The 17,325-nt window shown below is 65.0% G+C and carries 16 protein-coding genes; 9 read left to right on the plus strand and 7 right to left on the minus strand.

Annotation, left to right across the window (positions count from 1 at the left end):
* Positions 1–5: 5 nt before the first annotated feature.
* Positions 6–470, minus strand: coding sequence for a 30S ribosomal protein S6 (gene rpsF, locus ABIB78_RS05445; protein WP_029083529.1), 465 nt, complete (start codon positions 468–470; stop codon positions 6–8).
* Between the two features lie 350 nt (positions 471–820).
* Here rpsF and ABIB78_RS05450 point away from each other — a divergent pair, with 350 nt between their 5' ends.
* The 9 genes from ABIB78_RS05450 (at position 821) to gmk (ending at position 9,437) form a co-directional block, all read left to right on the plus strand.
* On the plus strand, positions 821–1,531 hold the full coding sequence (locus ABIB78_RS05450) for a TetR/AcrR family transcriptional regulator C-terminal domain-containing protein (RefSeq protein WP_429022340.1): 711 nt from the start codon (positions 821–823) through the stop codon (positions 1,529–1,531).
* The gene (locus tag ABIB78_RS05455; protein WP_429022342.1) at positions 1,528–2,553 is read left to right on the plus strand and encodes a fatty acid desaturase family protein; all 1,026 of its coding nucleotides are present in this window, start codon (positions 1,528–1,530) and stop codon (positions 2,551–2,553) included. Before ABIB78_RS05450 ends, ABIB78_RS05455 begins: the two co-directional genes overlap by 4 nt.
* A gap of 222 nt (positions 2,554–2,775) precedes the next feature.
* On the plus strand, positions 2,776–3,729 hold the full coding sequence (gene fabD, locus ABIB78_RS05460; RefSeq protein WP_429022344.1) for an ACP S-malonyltransferase: 954 nt from the start codon (positions 2,776–2,778) through the stop codon (positions 3,727–3,729).
* Between the two features lie 21 nt (positions 3,730–3,750).
* A complete protein-coding gene (gene fabG / locus ABIB78_RS05465) occupies positions 3,751–4,488 on the plus strand; it encodes a 3-oxoacyl-[acyl-carrier-protein] reductase (protein ID WP_024581467.1) in 738 nt (245 codons plus the stop codon).
* Positions 4,489–4,777: 289 nt separating this feature from the next.
* The gene (locus ABIB78_RS05470) at positions 4,778–5,017 is read left to right on the plus strand and encodes an acyl carrier protein (protein ID WP_056294916.1); all 240 of its coding nucleotides are present in this window, start codon (positions 4,778–4,780) and stop codon (positions 5,015–5,017) included.
* A 96-nt stretch (positions 5,018–5,113) separates the two neighbouring features.
* Entirely contained in the window at positions 5,114–6,379 is a 1,266-nt protein-coding gene (fabF, locus tag ABIB78_RS05475; RefSeq protein ID WP_429022347.1) for a beta-ketoacyl-ACP synthase II, read from the plus strand.
* A 127-nt stretch (positions 6,380–6,506) separates the two neighbouring features.
* Positions 6,507–7,766: an endolytic transglycosylase MltG gene (gene mltG / locus ABIB78_RS05480; RefSeq protein ID WP_429022348.1), complete on the plus strand. Its 1,260-nt coding sequence runs from the start codon at positions 6,507–6,509 to the stop codon at positions 7,764–7,766.
* 126 nt (positions 7,767–7,892) lie between these two features.
* Positions 7,893–8,780: a YicC/YloC family endoribonuclease gene (locus ABIB78_RS05485; protein ID WP_429022350.1), complete on the plus strand. Its 888-nt coding sequence runs from the start codon at positions 7,893–7,895 to the stop codon at positions 8,778–8,780.
* 3 nt (positions 8,781–8,783) lie between these two features.
* Positions 8,784–9,437: a guanylate kinase gene (gene gmk / locus ABIB78_RS05490; RefSeq protein WP_429022352.1), complete on the plus strand. Its 654-nt coding sequence runs from the start codon at positions 8,784–8,786 to the stop codon at positions 9,435–9,437.
* Positions 9,438–9,514: 77 nt separating this feature from the next.
* Here gmk and ABIB78_RS05495 read toward each other — a convergent pair whose 3' ends face one another.
* The 6 genes from ABIB78_RS05495 to ABIB78_RS05520 form a co-directional block, all read right to left on the minus strand.
* The gene (locus tag ABIB78_RS05495) at positions 9,515–10,549 is read right to left on the minus strand and encodes a hypothetical protein (protein WP_429022354.1); all 1,035 of its coding nucleotides are present in this window, start codon (positions 10,547–10,549) and stop codon (positions 9,515–9,517) included.
* A gap of 354 nt (positions 10,550–10,903) precedes the next feature.
* Positions 10,904–11,962 carry an alcohol dehydrogenase gene (locus tag ABIB78_RS05500; RefSeq protein ID WP_429022356.1) on the minus strand — a complete coding sequence of 353 codons (1,059 nt, stop codon included), beginning with the start codon at positions 11,960–11,962 and terminating at the stop codon, positions 10,904–10,906.
* Between the two features lie 19 nt (positions 11,963–11,981).
* Positions 11,982–12,836 carry a 16S rRNA (adenine(1518)-N(6)/adenine(1519)-N(6))-dimethyltransferase RsmA gene (rsmA, locus tag ABIB78_RS05505; protein WP_429022359.1) on the minus strand — a complete coding sequence of 285 codons (855 nt, stop codon included), beginning with the start codon at positions 12,834–12,836 and terminating at the stop codon, positions 11,982–11,984.
* Complete coding sequence (gene pdxA, locus ABIB78_RS05510) at positions 12,837–13,838, minus strand: 4-hydroxythreonine-4-phosphate dehydrogenase PdxA (RefSeq protein ID WP_429022361.1); 1,002 nt, start codon at positions 13,836–13,838, stop codon at positions 12,837–12,839.
* A 17-nt stretch (positions 13,839–13,855) separates the two neighbouring features.
* Positions 13,856–14,803: a SurA N-terminal domain-containing protein gene (locus tag ABIB78_RS05515; protein WP_429022363.1), complete on the minus strand. Its 948-nt coding sequence runs from the start codon at positions 14,801–14,803 to the stop codon at positions 13,856–13,858.
* An 88-nt stretch (positions 14,804–14,891) separates the two neighbouring features.
* Positions 14,892–17,309, minus strand: a complete 2,418-nt coding sequence (locus ABIB78_RS05520) for an LPS-assembly protein LptD (RefSeq protein WP_429022365.1) — start codon at positions 17,307–17,309, stop codon at positions 14,892–14,894.
* Positions 17,310–17,325 lie beyond the last annotated feature (16 nt).

A 17,325-nucleotide genomic window follows, 5' to 3' on the forward strand; every position in this document is an offset into this window, starting at 1 on the left:
ATTCATTACTCCTCGGTCGCAGCTTCTTCTTCGCGCGGACGGCGCGGGCCACGGTCGCCACGGAAACCACCTTCGCGGTCACCACGGAAACCGCCTTCGCGGTCGCCACGGAAGCCACCACCACGGTCGTCACGCTCGCGATCACGGTCGGCCTTGCGCATCATCGCGGACGGGCCTTCCTCGTGCTCTTCGACGCGCACGGTGAGATAGCGGATGACGTCTTCGTTGATCCGCTCCTGGCGCTCGATCTCGGTGACGACAGCCGACGGTGCGTCGATGTTCATCAGCACGAAATGCGCCTTGCGGTTCTTGTTCATGCGGTAGGTGAGGGAGCGCACGCCCCAGCTCTCGGTCTTGGTGACCTTGCCGCCGCCCTGTTCGACGATCCCCGTCATCTGGGCCGTCAGTTCATCCACCTGCTGGGTGCTCGCATCCTGACGCGCGAGAAAAACATGCTCGTAAAGAGGCATGGTTGTCCTTTCCTGTGTTGGCGCGGGTTCCGGCGACAAGCCCTTCGAGACCTTCGGAAAGGACTCGAGCTGCTCAGAAGGCGGGAGCACGGGACGACGGGCCGACTGGCCCTGCCACATCAAAATCCACTGGTGAATTTGCTGAGACCGTCCGTTCAGCTCCCGGCCGGAGCCCACGAATGGCGCGCTTTATAAGGATTTTGGCCGCGAAGGCAAGGGTCCGCAGAGGGTTTTGGCTTTCCGGATGTACGAGGGGTCCTAGCCCTCCGGGCCGCTTGGCGCAACTTCGCCCAGTTCCGTGTTGATTTCTTTGTTTGTATGTCATACAAATATCTCAGGGAGGACGATCGATGGGTTCGGAGACCGTCAGCGGCATGCCTGCGCCCGATCCGAAGCACACGGTCCGCGCGACGCGGTCGGCGGGACGCAAGATGCGCTCGCTGCTGCTTGATGCCGCCAGCCGCCTGTTCAAGGAGCGCGGGCTTTCGGGCACGTCGATCTCCGACATCGCCGCGGCCGCGGACGCCTTTCCAAGCCAGATCACCTACTACTTCCGTACCAAGGAGGCGCTGTTCGTCGAAGCCGCGAGCCGCGACATGCTCTACCTCGCGCGCGCGACCGAGCAGGCCGCCCTGAAGGCCCACACGCCGCGGGACTACACGCACGCCCTGGCCGAGACCGTGACGGCGACCGACACGGTCGCCTTCTTCGCCGAGGCATTGACGCTGACCCGGCGCCGGCAGGACCTCGCGCCGCTGGTCGAGCGCACCATCGAGCGTCTGCACAGCGAGGGTGCGCGCGCCTATGCGGGCCAGGTCGAACGGCACGGCTGGCGCTCGCTGCGCGCGCCCGAGGAGAGCTCGCGGCGCTTCTGGGCGATCGCGATCGGTGTGATCGTCGAAGGTTTTGCGATGGGCCGCAGCTCCGAGGAGATGTGCGGCGAATTGCTGCGCGCGCTCGGCGAGCAGGCAGCCGCGACGTCGGCCAATGATGGGACGCGCCTGCGCCTGGTCGGCGATCGCGACACTTCACCCTCAACGGACGGGGAGACAAGCTCATGACCGCGCTTCGCATGCGTGCCCGCGATTTCCTCACCGAGGACGAACTGGTCACGGTCCGGCAACGCACGACGTGGAAGGGCGTCGCCCTGATCGTGCATGCCTGGGCGCTGATCCTGGGCGCGATCGCGCTGGTTGCGTGGTGGCCCAATCCGCTGACTTATCTGCTCGCGGTCGCGATCATCGGCTCGCGCCAACTCGGGCTCGCCATCCTGATGCATGACGGTGCGCACGGCTGCCTCTCGGCGGACGAGAAGACCAATCTCACGCTGAGCCAGTGGTTCTGCGCCTATCCGATCTTCGCGGAAACCCGCGGCTATCGCCGCTATCATTTGCAGCATCATGCCCGGACGCAACAGGAGGATGATCCGGATCTCGTGCTGTCAGCGCCGTTTCCGATCACGAAGATGAGCTACCGCCGGAAATTCCTCCGCGATATCACCGGACAGACCGGCTACCAGCAGCGCCAGGCGCAACTGCTCAATGCGATCGGGCCGAAGGAGTGGCCGCTGTCGCGGCGCGCCGCAAACTTCTGGGAGAAGCTTGGGCCGCAATGCGTCGCCAACGCGCTGCTGTTCGCCGGCCTTGCCGCCGCGGGCGTGTGGTGGGCCTATCCGCTGCTGTGGCTGGTGCCGCTGCTGACCTGGATGATGGTGATCACGCGCATCCGCAACATCGCCGAACATGCCGTCGTGCCTGATAGCTCCGATCCCTTGCGCAACACCCGCACCACGCGCGCGAATTTCCTCGAGCGGCTGTTCATCGCGCCGTATTACGTGAACTACCACCTCGAGCATCATTTGCTGTTCTACGTGCCCTGTTACAACCTGCCGCGCGTTCACCGCATCCTGAGCGGCAGCCGCTATGCCGAGCGGATGGAGGTGCAGCCGGGCTACGCCGCCGTGCTGCGGCTGGCGACCGCCAGGGCCGATCGGGAAGATCGTCCGGGCCAATTGGTCAACAGCGCGCGCCGGGCGAGGGCCGGCGCTGAGGTTAACGCCGACCAGAATGCCGGCGGATTCTAGGGCCGAGCCGGCCCGGCATCCCCAGGGTTCCGCGCGCGCGGCTTGACATCGCGCCTCCCATCAGTGTCTTACGGCCCGGTCCGAGGCCGGTTGCAGGACTTGGTTGCAGGGATTGGCCCGGACCCGCCGTGGCGCGTTTGGCGCGACGCGGATACCGTTTTCCCCTGCGGCAGGCGCGCGGCGCTTGCGCGGAGATCACGCTCAACAAGGTAGGGAGCGCCGATGACGGCAGCATTTACGTTTCCCGGGCAGGGCTCGCAGGCGGTTGGCATGGGCAAGGCTCTGGCCGACGCCTTTCCGGTTGCGAAGGCGGTGTTCGACGAGGTCGATTCCGCGCTGGGCGAGAAGCTGACCGCGATCATCTGGGACGGTCCGGCGGAGACGCTGCAGCTCACCGAAAATGCCCAGCCGGCCCTGATGGCGGTCTCGATCGCCACCTTGCGCGTGCTCGAGAGCGAAGCCGGCTGCTCGGTCGGCCGCAACGCGGCCTTCGTTGCCGGCCACTCGCTCGGCGAGTATTCGGCGCTTGCCGCCGCCGGCAGCCTGACCGTCAGCGACACCGCGCGGCTGCTGCGCACCCGCGGGCTTGCGATGCAGAAGGCGGTGCCGGTCGGCGCCGGTGCGATGGCCGCGCTGCTCGGCCTCGACTACGAGGCGGCGGTGGCGGTCGCCAACGAGGCGGCGCAGGGCCAGGTGTGCCAGGCCGCCAACGACAATGGCGGTGGCCAGGTGGTAGTCTCCGGCGACAAGGCCGCGGTCGATCGCGCCGTCGAGATCGCCAAGACCAAAGGCGCCAAGCGCGCGATGCTGCTGCCGGTGTCGGCCCCGTTCCATTGCAAGCTGATGCAGCCGGCGGCCGACGCGATGGCGCAGGCGCTGGCTGGCGTCGCCATCAAGGCGCCCGCGGCGCCGCTCGTCTCCAACGTGCTGGCTTCCGCAATCACCGATCCCTATGAGATCCGCCGCCGCCTGATCGAACAGGTCACGGGGACGGTTCGCTGGCGCGAGTCGGTTGCCTATATGGCGGGGCGGGGCGTGACGCGGTTCTTCGAGATCGGCGCCGGCAAGGTGCTGAGCGGCCTCGTCAAGCGCATTGCCGATGGTGCGGTCGGCGTGTCCGTCGGCGGTCCGAACGATATTGCTGCGGCCAAGGATGCGCTGGCAGCTTCGGCTTAGAGCAGCCGGGAGGGGAATTCGATGTTTGATCTGACTGGCAAGACGGCGCTCGTGACCGGTGCAACCGGCGGCATCGGCGGCGCGATCGCACAGGCGCTGCATGCGCAGGGCGCGACGGTAGCGATTTCGGGGACGCGGCGCGAGGTGCTGGACGGCTTTGCGGCGAAGCTCGGCGAGCGCGTTCATGTGCTGCCGTGCAATCTCTCCAGCAAGGATGATGTCGAGGCGCTGGTGCCGGCGGCGGAAGCTGCGATGGGGCAGGTCGACATCCTGATTGCGAACGCCGGCATCACCCGCGACAACCTGTTCGTCCAGTTGCGCGACGAGGATTGGGACGATGTGATTGCGGTCAACCTGACCGCGACGTTCCGTCTCGCACGCGCTGCGACCAAATTGATGATGCGCAAGCGCTTCGGCCGCATCATCGCGATCACCTCGATCGTCGGCGTCACCGGCAATCCGGGGCAGGGCAACTACACCGCGTCGAAGGCCGGCATCATCGGCCTGATCAAGACGCTGGGCGCCGAATACGCCAAGCGCGGCGTGACCGCCAACTGCATCGCGCCGGGCTTCATCAAGACGCCGATGACCGATGCGCTCAACGACAAGCAGCGCGAAACCATCCTGGCGAAGGTTCCTGCGGCGCGGCTTGGAACGCCCGAGGATATCGCTGCTGCGGCCGTCTATCTGGCCTCAAACGAGGCTGCCTACGTCACCGGACAGACGATTCACGTCAACGGTGGGATGGCCATGATTTGAGCTGATCACTGGCTCTCGCAATGCGGCGAAAAGCCGTTTTCGGGAGCCGGTTCAGGCGTGTAGTCAAGGCTTTGGAAGTATGATAGCTGAACCCCCCATGGATGGGCAAAGAACGCCATTGCAGGATTTTGAAACCCTGTATATTGGCGTGGCGACGCCTGCCGTTCGCCGGGGCTTTAGTCGGCTACGACCGGGCCGAATCAAGACTATGCGCGACTGAGTAATCGAGACGACCACGATGGCTCGTATCGTCTTGGGGTCGGGTCCAATGGAACAACGAGGTTGAACGATGAGCGAGATTGGCGAGCGGGTTAAGAAGATTGTGGTCGAGCACCTTGGTGTCGAACCCGAGAAGGTGATCGATAGCGCTAGCTTCATCGATGATCTCGGCGCCGACAGCCTCGACACGGTCGAGCTCGTGATGGCTTTTGAAGAAGAGTTCGGTTGCGAGATTCCCGACGACGCGGCGGAGACGATTCTCACCGTCGGCGACGCGACGAAGTTTCTTGAGAAGAACGCGAAGAGCTGACGCCGATCGCGAAGTTGACGGGGCCGGACGGACCGTGATCGCACGGTCCCCCGGCTTCTTATTATCAGCCGCGCATTGCTGGCCGGAGACGTGGAAATGAGACGAGTTGTCGTCACGGGGCTGGGCATGCTTACACCGCTCGGCTGCGGCGTTGACGCAACTTGGGCGCGCATCCTCGCCGGAGACAGCGGCGGCAAGAAGATCGACACGTTCGAAGTGTCCGACCTGCCGAGCCAGGTTGCCTGCTACGTTCCGCGCGGCGACGGCTCCAACGGCACCTTCAATCCCGATCAGTGGATGGAGCCGAAGGACCAGCGCAAGGTCGACGACTTCATCCTTTACGCAATGTGCGCGGCCAAGCAGGCGCTGGACGATGCCAACTGGCACCCGGACTCCGATGAGGACCAGTTCGCCACCGGCACGATGATCGGCTCCGGCATCGGCGGCCTCACCGGCATTGCCGAGACCGCGGTGTTGCTGAAGGAGCGTGGGCCGCGCAGGGTCTCTCCGTTCTTCATTCCGGGCCGCCTGATCAATCTGGCGTCGGGCTATGTCTCGATCGAGCACGGCCTGAAGGGTCCCAATCATTCCGTCGTCACGGCGTGCTCGACCGGCGCGCATGCGGTCGGCGACGCGGCCCGGCTGATCGCGCTCGGCGATGCCGAGGTAATGGTCGCAGGCGGTGCCGAATCGCCGATCTCCCGCATCGGCATCGCCGGCTTCTGCGCGGCACGTGCGCTGTCCACCGGCTTCAACGACACGCCGGAAAAGGCCTCGCGGCCTTACGACAAGGACCGCGACGGCTTCGTGATGGGCGAGGGGGCCGGCGTCCTCGTGCTCGAGGAATACGAGCATGCGAAGCAGCGCGGCGCGAAGATCTACGCCGAGGTCACCGGCTATGGCCTGTCGGGCGATGCCTATCACATCACCTCACCGCCGCCCGACGGCAATGGCGGCTTCCGCAGCATGAGCATGGCGCTGAAGCGCGCCGGCCTCGTGGCCTCCGATCTCGACTACATCAATGCGCACGGCACCTCGACACAGGTCGGCGACGAGATCGAGCTCGGCGCCGTCGAGCGTCTGCTCGGCAATGCGGCATCGAAGGTGTCGATGTCGTCGACCAAGTCCGCGACCGGACATCTGCTCGGCGCAGCCGGCGCGATCGAGGCGATCTTCGCGATCCTGGCGATTCGCGATAATGTGGTGCCGCCGACCATCAATCTCGACAATCCGTCGGTGCAGACTGCGATTGATCTTGTGCCGCACACGTCGCGCAAGCGTGACGTGAATGTGGCGCTGTCCAATTCCTTCGGTTTCGGTGGCACAAACGCCTCCGTGATCGTGCAGCGCGTGACCAATTAGTAGGTCTTTAGAACTAGTCCACCGTTTTGCCGTATTCCGCGGTGACTCCTAATAGCGGGCGTATGCTATTGGCAGGGCAGGGGTTTGTCCGGCCACGATTCAACCGGCAGGATATTGGTTTGCATCGATGAGTGAGAGGCCGCCCATTTCACCGAGGAGTCCACGCGCCGCGCTGGAGCCCGAACAGGTCCCGCCGCCGCCCAAGCGTTCGGATCGCGCCCGCAATCCCTTCGTGATCGTCGGCAATGCGATCTTCACCATCCTGATCATCCTGATGATCGGCGCCGGCGCTACCTACTACTACGGCAAGCAGACGATGGAATCCCCGGGGCCGCTGCAGGAAGACAAGATCGTCAACATCCCCGCGCGCGCCGGCAAGCGTGATATCGCCGACGTGCTCTCGCGCGAGGGCGTGATCAACGTCAATCCGTGGGTCTTCATCGGCAGCGTGTTTGCGCTGAAGGCGAGCTCCGATCTCAAGCCCGGTGAATACTCGTTCCAGAAGAATGCGAGCCTGCGCGACGTCATTGCCACCATCGTCGACGGCAAGGTGGTGCAGCACGCAATCACGATTCCGGAAGGTCTGACCTCGGAGCAGATCGTTTCGCGGCTCTCCGACAACGACATCTTCACCGGCTCGGTGCGCGAGATTCCGCGCGAGGGAACGTTGCTGCCGGAGACCTACAAATTCCCGCGTGGCACCACGCGCGATCAGGTGATCCAGCGACTGCAGCAGGCGCAGAAGCGCGTGCTCGCCGAGATCTGGGAACGCCGCAATTCCGACTCGCCGCTGAAATCACCCGACCAACTGGTGACGCTGGCATCGATCGTCGAGAAGGAAACCGGCCGCGCCGACGAGCGCAGCCGCGTTGCCGCTGTGTTCGTCAACCGCCTGCGGCAGAGGATGAAGCTGCAGTCCGATCCGACCATCATCTACGGACTGGTGGGCGGCAAGGGCACGCTGGGGCGCCCGATCAAGCGTAGCGAGATCACCCAGCCGTCGCCCTACAACACCTATGTGATCGACGGCCTGCCGCCCGGACCGATCGCCAATCCCGGCCGCGCCTCGCTGGAGGCGACCGCCAATCCGGCACGCACCCGCGACCTGTTCTTCGTTGCCGACGGAACCGGCGGCCACGCCTTTACCGAAACCTACGACCAGCACGCGAAGAACGTCGCCAAGCTGCGCGCGTCGGAAAAGCAGATCCAGAACGACACCGTCGAGCCCGCGGATGATCCGGCGCCTGCCGCCGCGGCGCCCGGCGCGGCCGACACCAATCCCACGGCGGCCACGCCGCCGAAGCCGACCAATCAGAAGAAGCCGCCGCGCAGCGGTCGCCAAGGCGCAGCCCAGCAGACCACATCGCCGCCTGTCGTGCAGCGCTAGCTTGGCATTGTTTGTGGGTGGAACGTAATTCCACTTTCACGGAATCCGTTTTAAGGTCGCACCGGCTCCCCACGAGTCTCGCAGGCTCCGGGTGAGTCCCATTTCCTTCTGTTGGAGTTTCACGCAATGGCGCTGTCGAGCATGACTGGCTTTGCCCGAAGCCATGGCGCGAGCGGTCCCTATACGTTCGAGTGGGAGCTGAAATCGGTCAACGCCAGGGGCTTCGACCTGCGGTTGCGGTTGCCGCCGGGCTGGGACGAACTGGAAGCCCTCGCCAAGAAGCGCGCCGGCGAGTTGCTGTCGCGTGGCACGGTCTACGCCAACCTGAGCGTGAAGCGCACAGATGCGGCGCAGACCATCCGAATCAATGAGGACGTGCTGGCCGCCGTCGTGAAGGTCGCGGGTACGCTGGCGCAACAGATCGACGCGGTGGCGCCGAGCATCGACGGACTGCTCGGTATCAAGGGCGTCATCGAGGTGGTCGAGCCTGACAGCAACGAGGACGAGGACAAGGCGGCGCGCGAGGCGGCAGCGATGGCCTTCGAGCAGGCGCTCGGCAGCCTCATCGAGATGCGCCGCCGCGAGGGCGATGCGCTCGGCCAGATCCTGATGCAGCGGATGGATGAGATCGAGCGCCTCGCCAAGCGCGCCGAGACCACTCCCGGCCGCAAGCCCGAGACGATCAAGGCGCGGCTTGCCGAGCAGATCGCAGCGCTGCTGGAGACCTCCGATCGCTTCGATGCCGACCGGCTGAGCCAGGAGGCGATCCTGATCGCGACCAAGGCCGATATCCGTGAAGAGCTCGACCGTATCGCCTCGCACATCAACCAGGCGCGCGAGATGATCGGCAAGGGCGGCCCGGTCGGGCGGCGGCTCGACTTCCTCGCCCAGGAGTTCAATCGCGAGGTCAACACCTGCTGCTCGAAGTCGAACGACGTCGAGCTGACCAATGCCGGACTTGAAATGAAGAACGTGGTCGAGCAGTTCCGCGAACAGGTCCAGAATCTGGAGTGAGTGATGACGGCGCAGGGTTTTGACGGCGTTGAGCGGCGCGGACTGATGTTCGTCCTGTCGTCGCCCTCGGGCGCCGGCAAGACGACGCTGTCGCGCATGCTGCTGGAGCGTGAGCCCGGCCTGAAGATGTCGGTGTCGGCGACCACGCGGCCGATGCGGCCGGGCGAGGTCGAAGGCCGCGACTATTTTTTCGTCGACAAGAAGAAGTTCGAGACGATGGTCGAGCACGGCGAACTGCTCGAATGGGCGACCGTCTTTGATAATCTCTACGGCACGCCGCGTGCGCCGGTCGAGGCAGCGCTAACGGTGGGGCAGGACGTTCTGTTCGACATCGACTGGCAGGGCACGCAACAACTCCACCAGAAGGCCAGCGTGGACGTCGTGCGGGTGTTCATCCTGCCGCCGTCGGCTGCCGATCTCGAGAAGCGGTTGCATACCCGGGCGCAGGATACGGAGGAGATCATCCGCGGACGGATGAACCGTGCCAGCCATGAGCTGAGCCACTGGGCCGAATACGACTACATCGTCGTCAACCAGAACGTCGACGACGCCTTTGCCGAGGTGCAGTCGATCCTGAAGGCCGAACGTCTCAAGCGTGAGCGCCGCACCGGCCTCACCGAATTCGTGCGCGGCCTGCAGCGTCAGCTCGAGAAGTAGCGCTCCGGGGATCGTTGCCAGATCCGGGATCGTGATGCGATCGCAGGGATCGCATCACGGGTCATTCTTCGCGCAATCTAGTTCGCCGCGCTGCGCGCCAGCCGCTGCAGCATCGCCGCGATCTGCTTGTTGTCTTGTTCGGTTTGATCCGGCCCGCGCGCCGTCTCGCGGCGAGCAACCGGCGTCTCGGCGCGGCGCGGAACCGGTGTCTCTGAGCGGCGCGGCGCTGCCTCCGACAGGCGCACCGGACGGTCGCGGCTGACGACCGACATCGGCGGCGCCGGCTCGGTGTGGAGCGAATCCCAGGGTGCGCGCCACTCATCGTTGATCTGATAGGGCGGCGTCCGCGTGCGCGTCAGCCGGAACACCAGCGCGCTGACCAGGCCGGCCAGCGCCAGGGCGCCGATCATCACGATCAGCAACATCTGCGTCGAGGAGGACGATGACTTCTCCGCCTCGGCCGTGGCAGGAGCGGCGGGTGCCTGCGCGGCCGCCTGCTGCGGCGTCGCATCGGCCTGCGCGACCACGGTCGGCTGGTCTGCCGCGTGCCGCGTTCCGTTGGTTCCGGCCATGCTCGATGCGTCCAGCCACCTGGCGTTCACCTCTGACGGCTGGGCGTTCGCGCCGGCGGGGGCGGCTGACGCCGCCGCATCGGTTATGGCTGCCATGCCGCTGGCCTGACCGGCATCAGGGCTTGCGACTGCCGCAGCTGCGGCCTGCGGCGAGGGCCACTCGGCGTGGGCATCGGCGACGGATTTGCGCATCACCGGCTGCGGCGCTGGCTGGCTCTGTGGTGGCGCCGCGTCGGCCGTCGCCGTGTCAGGCGCAGCCGCAGGCGGCTGCTGCTGCGTGGTCGCGGTCTTGGCAGCCTTGTTCTTGGCCTCGCCGAGATACCAGCACTGCTTCTTGGTGCTGCGGTCAAGGTGATAGAACCAGTGGCTTCCCGCAGGCGCGGTTCCCTTCGGCGCGGACAGGCAGGTGTCCGCCGTCTTGCTAGTCGCGGTGTTGGTGCTCGCCGTATTGGCGGCGTTCTGGGCCATGGCGCCGAAGTTGGCGCCGGCCAAGATGCTGGCGGCAAGCGCCGCAGCGAATTTCGCTGAACGATTTGACATACACGTCCCCGGTATTTCTTTTTTTACGCAAACGCTGACGATCCCAATCTCGGCAAAGAGTTGGGTCGCAATGCGCCACAAATCCGGAACGGGTAGGGCTTAATTGGGGCTCGTTGCGTGCCGCAATTGCGGCGAGCCAAAGGCTGCGGAACACGGAGTGAATGATTGCTTCGTTCGACCGTCAGGTTCCGCTGCATCGCCCGCGCATCTGGATGTGGCCCGTGGCGACCTGCGTGCCGCGACCGTTGCAAGGCCGGTGCAACACGCGCAGCGCGCGGCGCGAAAGAGCTCGCGTTGATGCTGCAAGAAACCGTGCATCCCGCCGGCGATGCCAACGCCGGCGGGACGCCTTCGCTAGTTCTTCAGGACGATGCGTCCCACGACCTTGCCGGCGCGCAATTCATCGATCCACTTCTGGACGTCGGCCATCGGCTCTTCCTTCATCGGCGTCGGCTTGATCTTGCCGGCGCGGGCGAGCGCCATCAATTCCTGGGCTTCGGCCAGCGTGCCCACCATGAAGCCTTCGATGGTCATTCGCTTGTAGACCCACTGCACCATCGGCAGCGCGAACTGGCCGCCCATCAGGCCGGACACTACGATCTTGCCGCCGCGTGCGACCGTCGACACCGCAAACGCCATCGACTTCTCGTTGCCGGCAAAGTCGACGACGCCGTCGAAGCCGCCGTCGCTCTCCTTCAGCATGCGCTTGACGACATCAGGCTCCGCGGGATCGTAGGCGGCCGCCGCACCGTTCTTCAGCGCGGTCTCGCGCGCCGCGGGGCTGAGATCGGCAACCGTGATCGGCTGTTTGAACAGCGCCTGCGCGAACGACAGGCCCATCATGCCGACGCCGCCAAGACCGATCAGCAGCAGATTGCGCTGGCGCGGACGATCGACCAGGCGCTTCAGCGCGCCGTAGGCGGTGACGCCGGAGCACATTAACGTGGCGGCCTGATTGACCGGCAGCGGATCGTAGTCGAGCAGGTATTTTGTGTCGGGCACCAGCACGTGGGTGGCAAAGCCGCCGTCGATCGAGACGCCGAGGAAGCGCTGCTTGACGCAGAGATTCTCGTCGCCGGCGAGACAGTCGCGGCACTGGCCGCAGCCGATCCAGGGGAAGACGGCCTTCTTCGTTCCGATCAGATCCTTCGGCGCATCGGGGCCGACCTCGTCGACGATACCCGCGATCTCATGGCCGAGCGTGAAGGGCAGGGTCATGCCGCGGGTGGTATCGAGCTTCTTGCCGCCGCCGAGATCGGCGTAGCCGTCCTGGATGTGGAGATCGGAATGGCACAGGCCGCAGCGCTCGATGCGCACCAGCACTTCGCGTCCCTGCGGCTTGGGCGTGTCCACGATGGTCTCGCACAGCGGTGCATCGAATTTGACGAGGGATTGGCGAACCATACGCGCCATTACGTTTTCTCCTGATGTTCTATTTTGTGGACCGTATATCGGCCAATTCCCGCGCCATGGCAACAAAGCCCGAAACCGGAATGGTCTCGGCGCGCCGCGTCGCATCGACATGGGCTGCGGCCGCAAGCCGCGCCGGATCGATCGACAGCGATTTCAGGCTCTGGCGCAGCATCTTGCGGCGCTGGCCGAACGCTGCGGCCGCAACCTGCTCGAGCATGCGGCGGTCGCACGGTTCGGGCGCGGTGCGCGGTATCAATCGGACCACCGAGGAGGTGACCTTCGGTTGCGGCACGAATGCCGCGGGCGAAATGTCGAACAGGATCTTGGTCTCGGCGCGCCAGTTGGCGAGCACCGCGAGCCGGCCATAGGCCTCCTCGTCCTCATGGGCCACGATGCGCTCGGCGACCTCGCGCTGGAACATCAACACCATGGTGTCGTACCAGGGCGGCCACGGCTCGATCGACAGCCAGTCGACCAAAAGCTGGGTTGCGATGTTGTAGGGCAGGTTGGCGACGATCTTGGCCTTGCCGCCATCGAGCAAGGGACGGGGATCAAAGCGCTGCGCATCGCCATGCACGATCTCGATGCGGCCGGGATAACGCTTGACGACGTAGTCGAGCGCATCGATCGCGCGCTCGTCGCGCTCGATGGCGATCACGCGCTTGGCGCCCATCGCAAGCAGCGCGCGCGTCAGTCCGCCGGGGCCGGGACCGACCTCGATCACGGTGGACTCTTCCAGCGGGCCCGCGGCGCGGGCAATGCGTGCGGTGAGATTGAGATCGAGCAGAAAATTCTGGCCGAGCGATTTGCGTGCCGACAGCGAATGCTCGCGAATGATGTCGCGCAGCGGCGGCAGATCGTCGATCGCGCTCACTTAGCTTGATGCCGCGGCCATGCGCGCGGCGAGCCGGAGGGCGGCGATCAGGCTCGAGGGATTGGCCTTGCCGGTGCCGGCGATATCGAACGCTGTGCCGTGATCGGGCGAAGTCCGGATGAATGGCAGGCCCAGCGTGACATTAACGGCGTCCTCGAATGCGACGGTCTTGATCGGGATCAGCGCCTGGTCGTGATACATGCAGAGCGCGCAGTCGTAGGTTGTTCGTGCGGCTGCGTGGAACATGGTGTCGGCCGGCAGCGGGCCGCGGGCGGCAATGCCGTCGCGGCGCAGGATCTCGACCGCGGGTGCGACGATCTCGACGTCTTCCATGCCGAGCGTGCCGTCTTCGCCGGCATGCGGGTTGAGGCCGGCAATAGCGAGCCGCGGCGCCGCGAGACCAAACCGTGCCTTCATGTCCGCGACCACGATCCGCGCCGTCGAGACGATCAGGTCGGTCGACAATTGTGCCAGTGCTTCGCGGACCGACACATGGATCGTCACCGGGACGACGGCGAGGGCCGGCGACCACAGCATCATCACCGGCTGCGGCGCGGGGCCGCCACGGGCGGCAAGCTCGGCGAGGAATTCGGTATGGCCGGGATGACGGAAGCCGGCGCGGTACAGCACGTTCTTGGCGATCGGATTGGTGACGACCGCGCTGGCCTTGCCGGAGGCGACGTCGGCGACGGCCTGACGGATCGGCGCCAGCGCCGCATCCGCGCTCGTCCCGTCGGGCTTGCCCGGTCGCGCCGTCGCCGGCTTGCCGGTCGCGACGACGGGGAGGGCGCGACCAAACGCTGCGGATGCCTCCTCGGCGCTGACCTCGGCAAACTCGACGGCAAGCCCAAGCGTCTTCGCGCGTTCAGCAAGGGACGCGCGGTCACCCAGCAGATAGAACGGCGGGAGATCGAGTTCGCGGCGTCGCAGCCATGCGGCGAGCGTGATGTCGGGGCCGATGCCTGCCGGCTCGCCGGATGTCAGTGCGAGGGGTTGAGCCATGCGTCAACGATAGTCGATCATCGCCCGCCTGGATATTCGATCATCGCGGCTTTTCGGACGTCCTGCAGGTAGGCCTTCGACTTCGCCTCGTACTTCTGCACGTACATCTTGTCCCGCATCTCACGTTTCTTCGGCGTGTCGACGGTGGTTGCCTTGCGGCCGCACAGGGCGACCATCTCGATGCCCTGCTTGGTGACCTCGGGAGGGGTGAGGTGGCCGACCGGGGTCTTGTCCAGGATGTCGCGCAGCGCCTGCGGCAGGTCGGCCGATGTCTTCACGACGATCTCGCGGATCGCGGCGTTGCGCATCGACTTGAAGAAGGTGTTGGCTTCCTCGCAACTGGTCACGCGCTCGCGCAGGGAGTCGGCTTCCTTGCGGCGTCCCTCGAATTCCGACTGCGGAGCGCCGCGGGGCACGATCAGAACGACCGGCTGCATCCGGTATTCGAACGCCTCGGCGTCGGGGGCATCACCAGTTTCCTTGACCGCGGTGGCGACGTCCTTTTCGCCGACCTGCAGGCTCTCCTTGAAGCGGCCACGGACCAGGCTGGTCCAGACCATGTCGGCCCTGATGCGCTGCTTCAGCGTATCCGGGCGGATGCCCTTGCCCTCCAGCACCTTGGTGAGCTGATCGCCCGAAAGCCGCATCCGCTGCGCCATTCCGCCGAACGACTGATCGATATCGCCGGCGGAGGGATCGACGCCGAATTTCTTGGCTTCCTTGATCTTCAGCTTCTCGTCGATCAGCTCGTCGAGGATGGCTTTTCGGTCGGGGTTCTTGCCGCCGGTCAGGGCGTTCAGCTTGGCGCGCTGCTCGATGTCGTAATTGGTGATGGGTTCGCCATTGACCATGACGGCGATGGTCTGGGCATGCAGTCGCGCACCGCCCCCCAGTAGGAGGAACAGAGCCAGCAGGGAACTCAACACAAGCGATTGGCGGCGCGTTGGCAGGCTAGCGGTCGTCATTGTCGTCATGTCAGCCGTTTAAACCAATTCAAGCCGGAGCCACAGGCCCGCGGGCAATACCAGCCCCTCGCCACAGACCGCTCGCTCGCTACTGCATGCCAGCCGAACTGCTGGACGTGGAGGTTTGGGCGATCGTCCGCAGCCCGATCTGGAACATGATCGCGTGGCTGAGGACGGGCGGCTGCGAGCCGGCCTGATAGGTATAGGACGTGACATAATTGGCAGCCAGCACGAAGCAGTCGTCCACATAGCCCGCGCCGAGCGCATACTGGTTGATTTTGTTCGCTTCAAGGTCCCAGCGCGCAGCACCCTGAACCACCCAGTTCGACGCCACCTTGACCGATCCGCTGGTGAGGATGCCCTCGCGGCGCGTCAAATAGCCGAGTTCCGGCTGCGCTGCGTAATCGCCGTACGTCACGGCGACCGACCAGCGGTCGAAATTCGCGCTCGCCGTGGCCTCGAACCGGTTGATGTTCCAGGTCGCTTCATCCATCCGCGAGCGGACGCTGAACGTATAGGTGCGATTGGGCGAATAGGCGAGGCTCGCGACATAATCCGAGCGCGGGTTCTGCAGGCCGGAGTCGATGCCGGTGTTGGTGACGTCGGCGACCGCGAACGAGTTCATCCCAAACATCTGGTAGGACTGTCCGAACATCCCCTTGATGCTGCCGCCGCGGTCGAACTGCGTGGTGGCCTGCACGCCGACATTGGCGCGGCTGCCGCCTTCGACGCGGTCGTAGCCGGAGAACTTGTCGACCGCGAACAGGTTGCTGGTGTCGAACACCAGGCTCTGCGCGTCCTCGTTCGGAAGCTTGCCGGCATCGGGTTCGTTGGGCCGGATGATGACCTGCGCGATCGGCTCGACGGTCGTCGTTCCCCACGGCTGCACATTGATGAAGGGGTAGCGGTATTCGAGACCAATGGTCGGCATCAGACGGACCGTCTGGGTGTCGCCGACCGGCAGGAAGTTGGAAACGCCGGGCTGGTTGGAGATGTCGGCGTTGATGGCATCGGCGCGGACGCTGGCGAACGGTGTCCAGATCTGGCCGAGCGGGTCGGTATACGACTTGCGCCACTGCGCCTCGGCCGTCAGCCTAGTGTAGGTGCCCGGCATGCCGCGCAACAGGCATTGCGACGGCGTTCGCGCCATCGGATCGGCGGATGTGGTCAAGCACAGACTATTGGTGTTGGCAGTCGTCGTGATCGGGTCGAATACCGCGGTTTCGCGCGTCAGGTTGACGAAGTTCATCTTGTAGCTGAACTCGCCGCCCAGGATGTTGTTGTTGATCACGTTGTTGTAGTCGATCACAGGCGCGACCACCGGGACTTGGTTCTGGTTGCCCGAGTAGCTGAGATAGTAGATCGCGCGCGCGTCGAAGAAGCTGCGGTTGCCGACACCGGTCAGATAGAGTTGCGAGATGGCTTCCGTCGGCAGCGACAGGAACGATCCGAACGGATCCTTGTACTGGGCGAGCCGGTAGTCGGACATGAAGAAGTAGTCGGACAGCACTACGCCGTCCCAGCCCCAGACCCATTTGTCGTTCAGCGCGAACTGGCCTTTGGTGTCGACGCCCCAGCGGAATTGGCGGTCGCCCGGCTGGCCGGCAAAGGCGCCTTGATCGAGCTGGTCGATGCCGTAAAGCCGGACCTGATAGGAGCCGTTCGACAGACGCTGGCGGAATTCGGTCTGCAGCAGCACGCCCTGCTTGGACGTGATGCGCGGATTGAAGGTCGCGTCCATGTCCGGCGCGATCGCCCAATAATAGGGGATTTCGACGCCGTAGCCGAACGCCGTGTAGCTGGTGAAGCCCGGCATCAGGAAGCCGCTCTTGCGCTTCACGGTCGGATCGGGTGTCGAGAAGTAGGGCAGGTAGGCCATCGGAACGCCGAAGAATTCGAGCTGGGCGTTCTCGAAATAGAGCATCTTCTCGGTCTGGTTATGGATGATGCGCGCGCCTTTGACCTGCCAGAGCGGCGGCTTCTTCGGATCATCCTTACACGGCGCGCAGGCGGTATAAACGCCGTTGTCGAATACCGTGTAGTTGCCGCTGGACCGATCGGCGCGCGTCGCCGCCATGCGGGTCTGGTCTTCGGTATCGACGCGCAGCGAATCGACGAAACCGTCACGGTAGTCGTCGCTGAGATCCATGATGTTGGCGTAGGTGATCTTGCCTTCCGCATCGGTCATGCGGATGTTGCCTTCGGCATGAAGACGCTTGGTCTTCTGGTCGTAGATGACCTTGTCGGCCTCGACGCTGGTGCCGTTGTAGAACATCTGCACGTTGCCGACGGCCGAGATGCGGCTGTTGTTGTAGTCGTAATCGACCTCGGTCGCCTGAACGAGCATCTGCCCGTCATTCTTGGCCGGCGCGCGCACCGGCTTGGGCGGACGCGGATTGTAGGTGAAGGCCTGTGCGGCGGCCGGCGTCGACGCGACAACGTCGAGCGCGCTGACCACGACGAACGCGGCGAGGAGAGTTGAGATCGAGACGCCAAACGTGGTCATGCGGCTTCGTTGACGG

It is taken from the genome of Bradyrhizobium sp. I1.14.4 (assembly GCF_050435825.1).
GTDB lineage: Bacteria > Pseudomonadota > Alphaproteobacteria > Rhizobiales > Xanthobacteraceae > Bradyrhizobium.

Excerpts from the sequence above, each read along its gene's own strand:
- fabD (WP_429022344.1), top strand. The coding sequence starts at position 2,776 with ATGACGGCAGCATTTACGTTTCCCGGGCAGGGCTCGCAGGCGGTTGGC.
- rpsF (WP_029083529.1), bottom strand. The coding sequence starts at position 470 with ATGCCTCTTTACGAGCATGTTTTTCTCGCGCGTCAGGATGCGAGCACC.
- ABIB78_RS05485 (WP_429022350.1), top strand. The coding sequence starts at position 7,893 with ATGGCGCTGTCGAGCATGACTGGCTTTGCCCGAAGCCATGGCGCGAGC.
- ABIB78_RS05495 (WP_429022354.1), bottom strand. The coding sequence starts at position 10,549 with ATGTCAAATCGTTCAGCGAAATTCGCTGCGGCGCTTGCCGCCAGCATC.
- fabF (WP_429022347.1), top strand. The coding sequence starts at position 5,114 with ATGAGACGAGTTGTCGTCACGGGGCTGGGCATGCTTACACCGCTCGGC.
- pdxA (WP_429022361.1), bottom strand. The coding sequence starts at position 13,838 with ATGGCTCAACCCCTCGCACTGACATCCGGCGAGCCGGCAGGCATCGGC.
- ABIB78_RS05500 (WP_429022356.1), bottom strand. The coding sequence starts at position 11,962 with ATGGCGCGTATGGTTCGCCAATCCCTCGTCAAATTCGATGCACCGCTG.
- gmk (WP_429022352.1), top strand. The coding sequence starts at position 8,784 with ATGACGGCGCAGGGTTTTGACGGCGTTGAGCGGCGCGGACTGATGTTC.
- mltG (WP_429022348.1), top strand. The coding sequence starts at position 6,507 with ATGAGTGAGAGGCCGCCCATTTCACCGAGGAGTCCACGCGCCGCGCTG.
- fabG (WP_024581467.1), top strand. The coding sequence starts at position 3,751 with ATGTTTGATCTGACTGGCAAGACGGCGCTCGTGACCGGTGCAACCGGC.
- ABIB78_RS05450 (WP_429022340.1), top strand. The coding sequence starts at position 821 with ATGGGTTCGGAGACCGTCAGCGGCATGCCTGCGCCCGATCCGAAGCAC.
- ABIB78_RS05520 (WP_429022365.1), bottom strand. The coding sequence starts at position 17,309 with ATGACCACGTTTGGCGTCTCGATCTCAACTCTCCTCGCCGCGTTCGTC.
- ABIB78_RS05455 (WP_429022342.1), top strand. The coding sequence starts at position 1,528 with ATGACCGCGCTTCGCATGCGTGCCCGCGATTTCCTCACCGAGGACGAA.
- ABIB78_RS05470 (WP_056294916.1), top strand. The coding sequence starts at position 4,778 with ATGAGCGAGATTGGCGAGCGGGTTAAGAAGATTGTGGTCGAGCACCTT.
- ABIB78_RS05515 (WP_429022363.1), bottom strand. The coding sequence starts at position 14,803 with ATGACGACCGCTAGCCTGCCAACGCGCCGCCAATCGCTTGTGTTGAGT.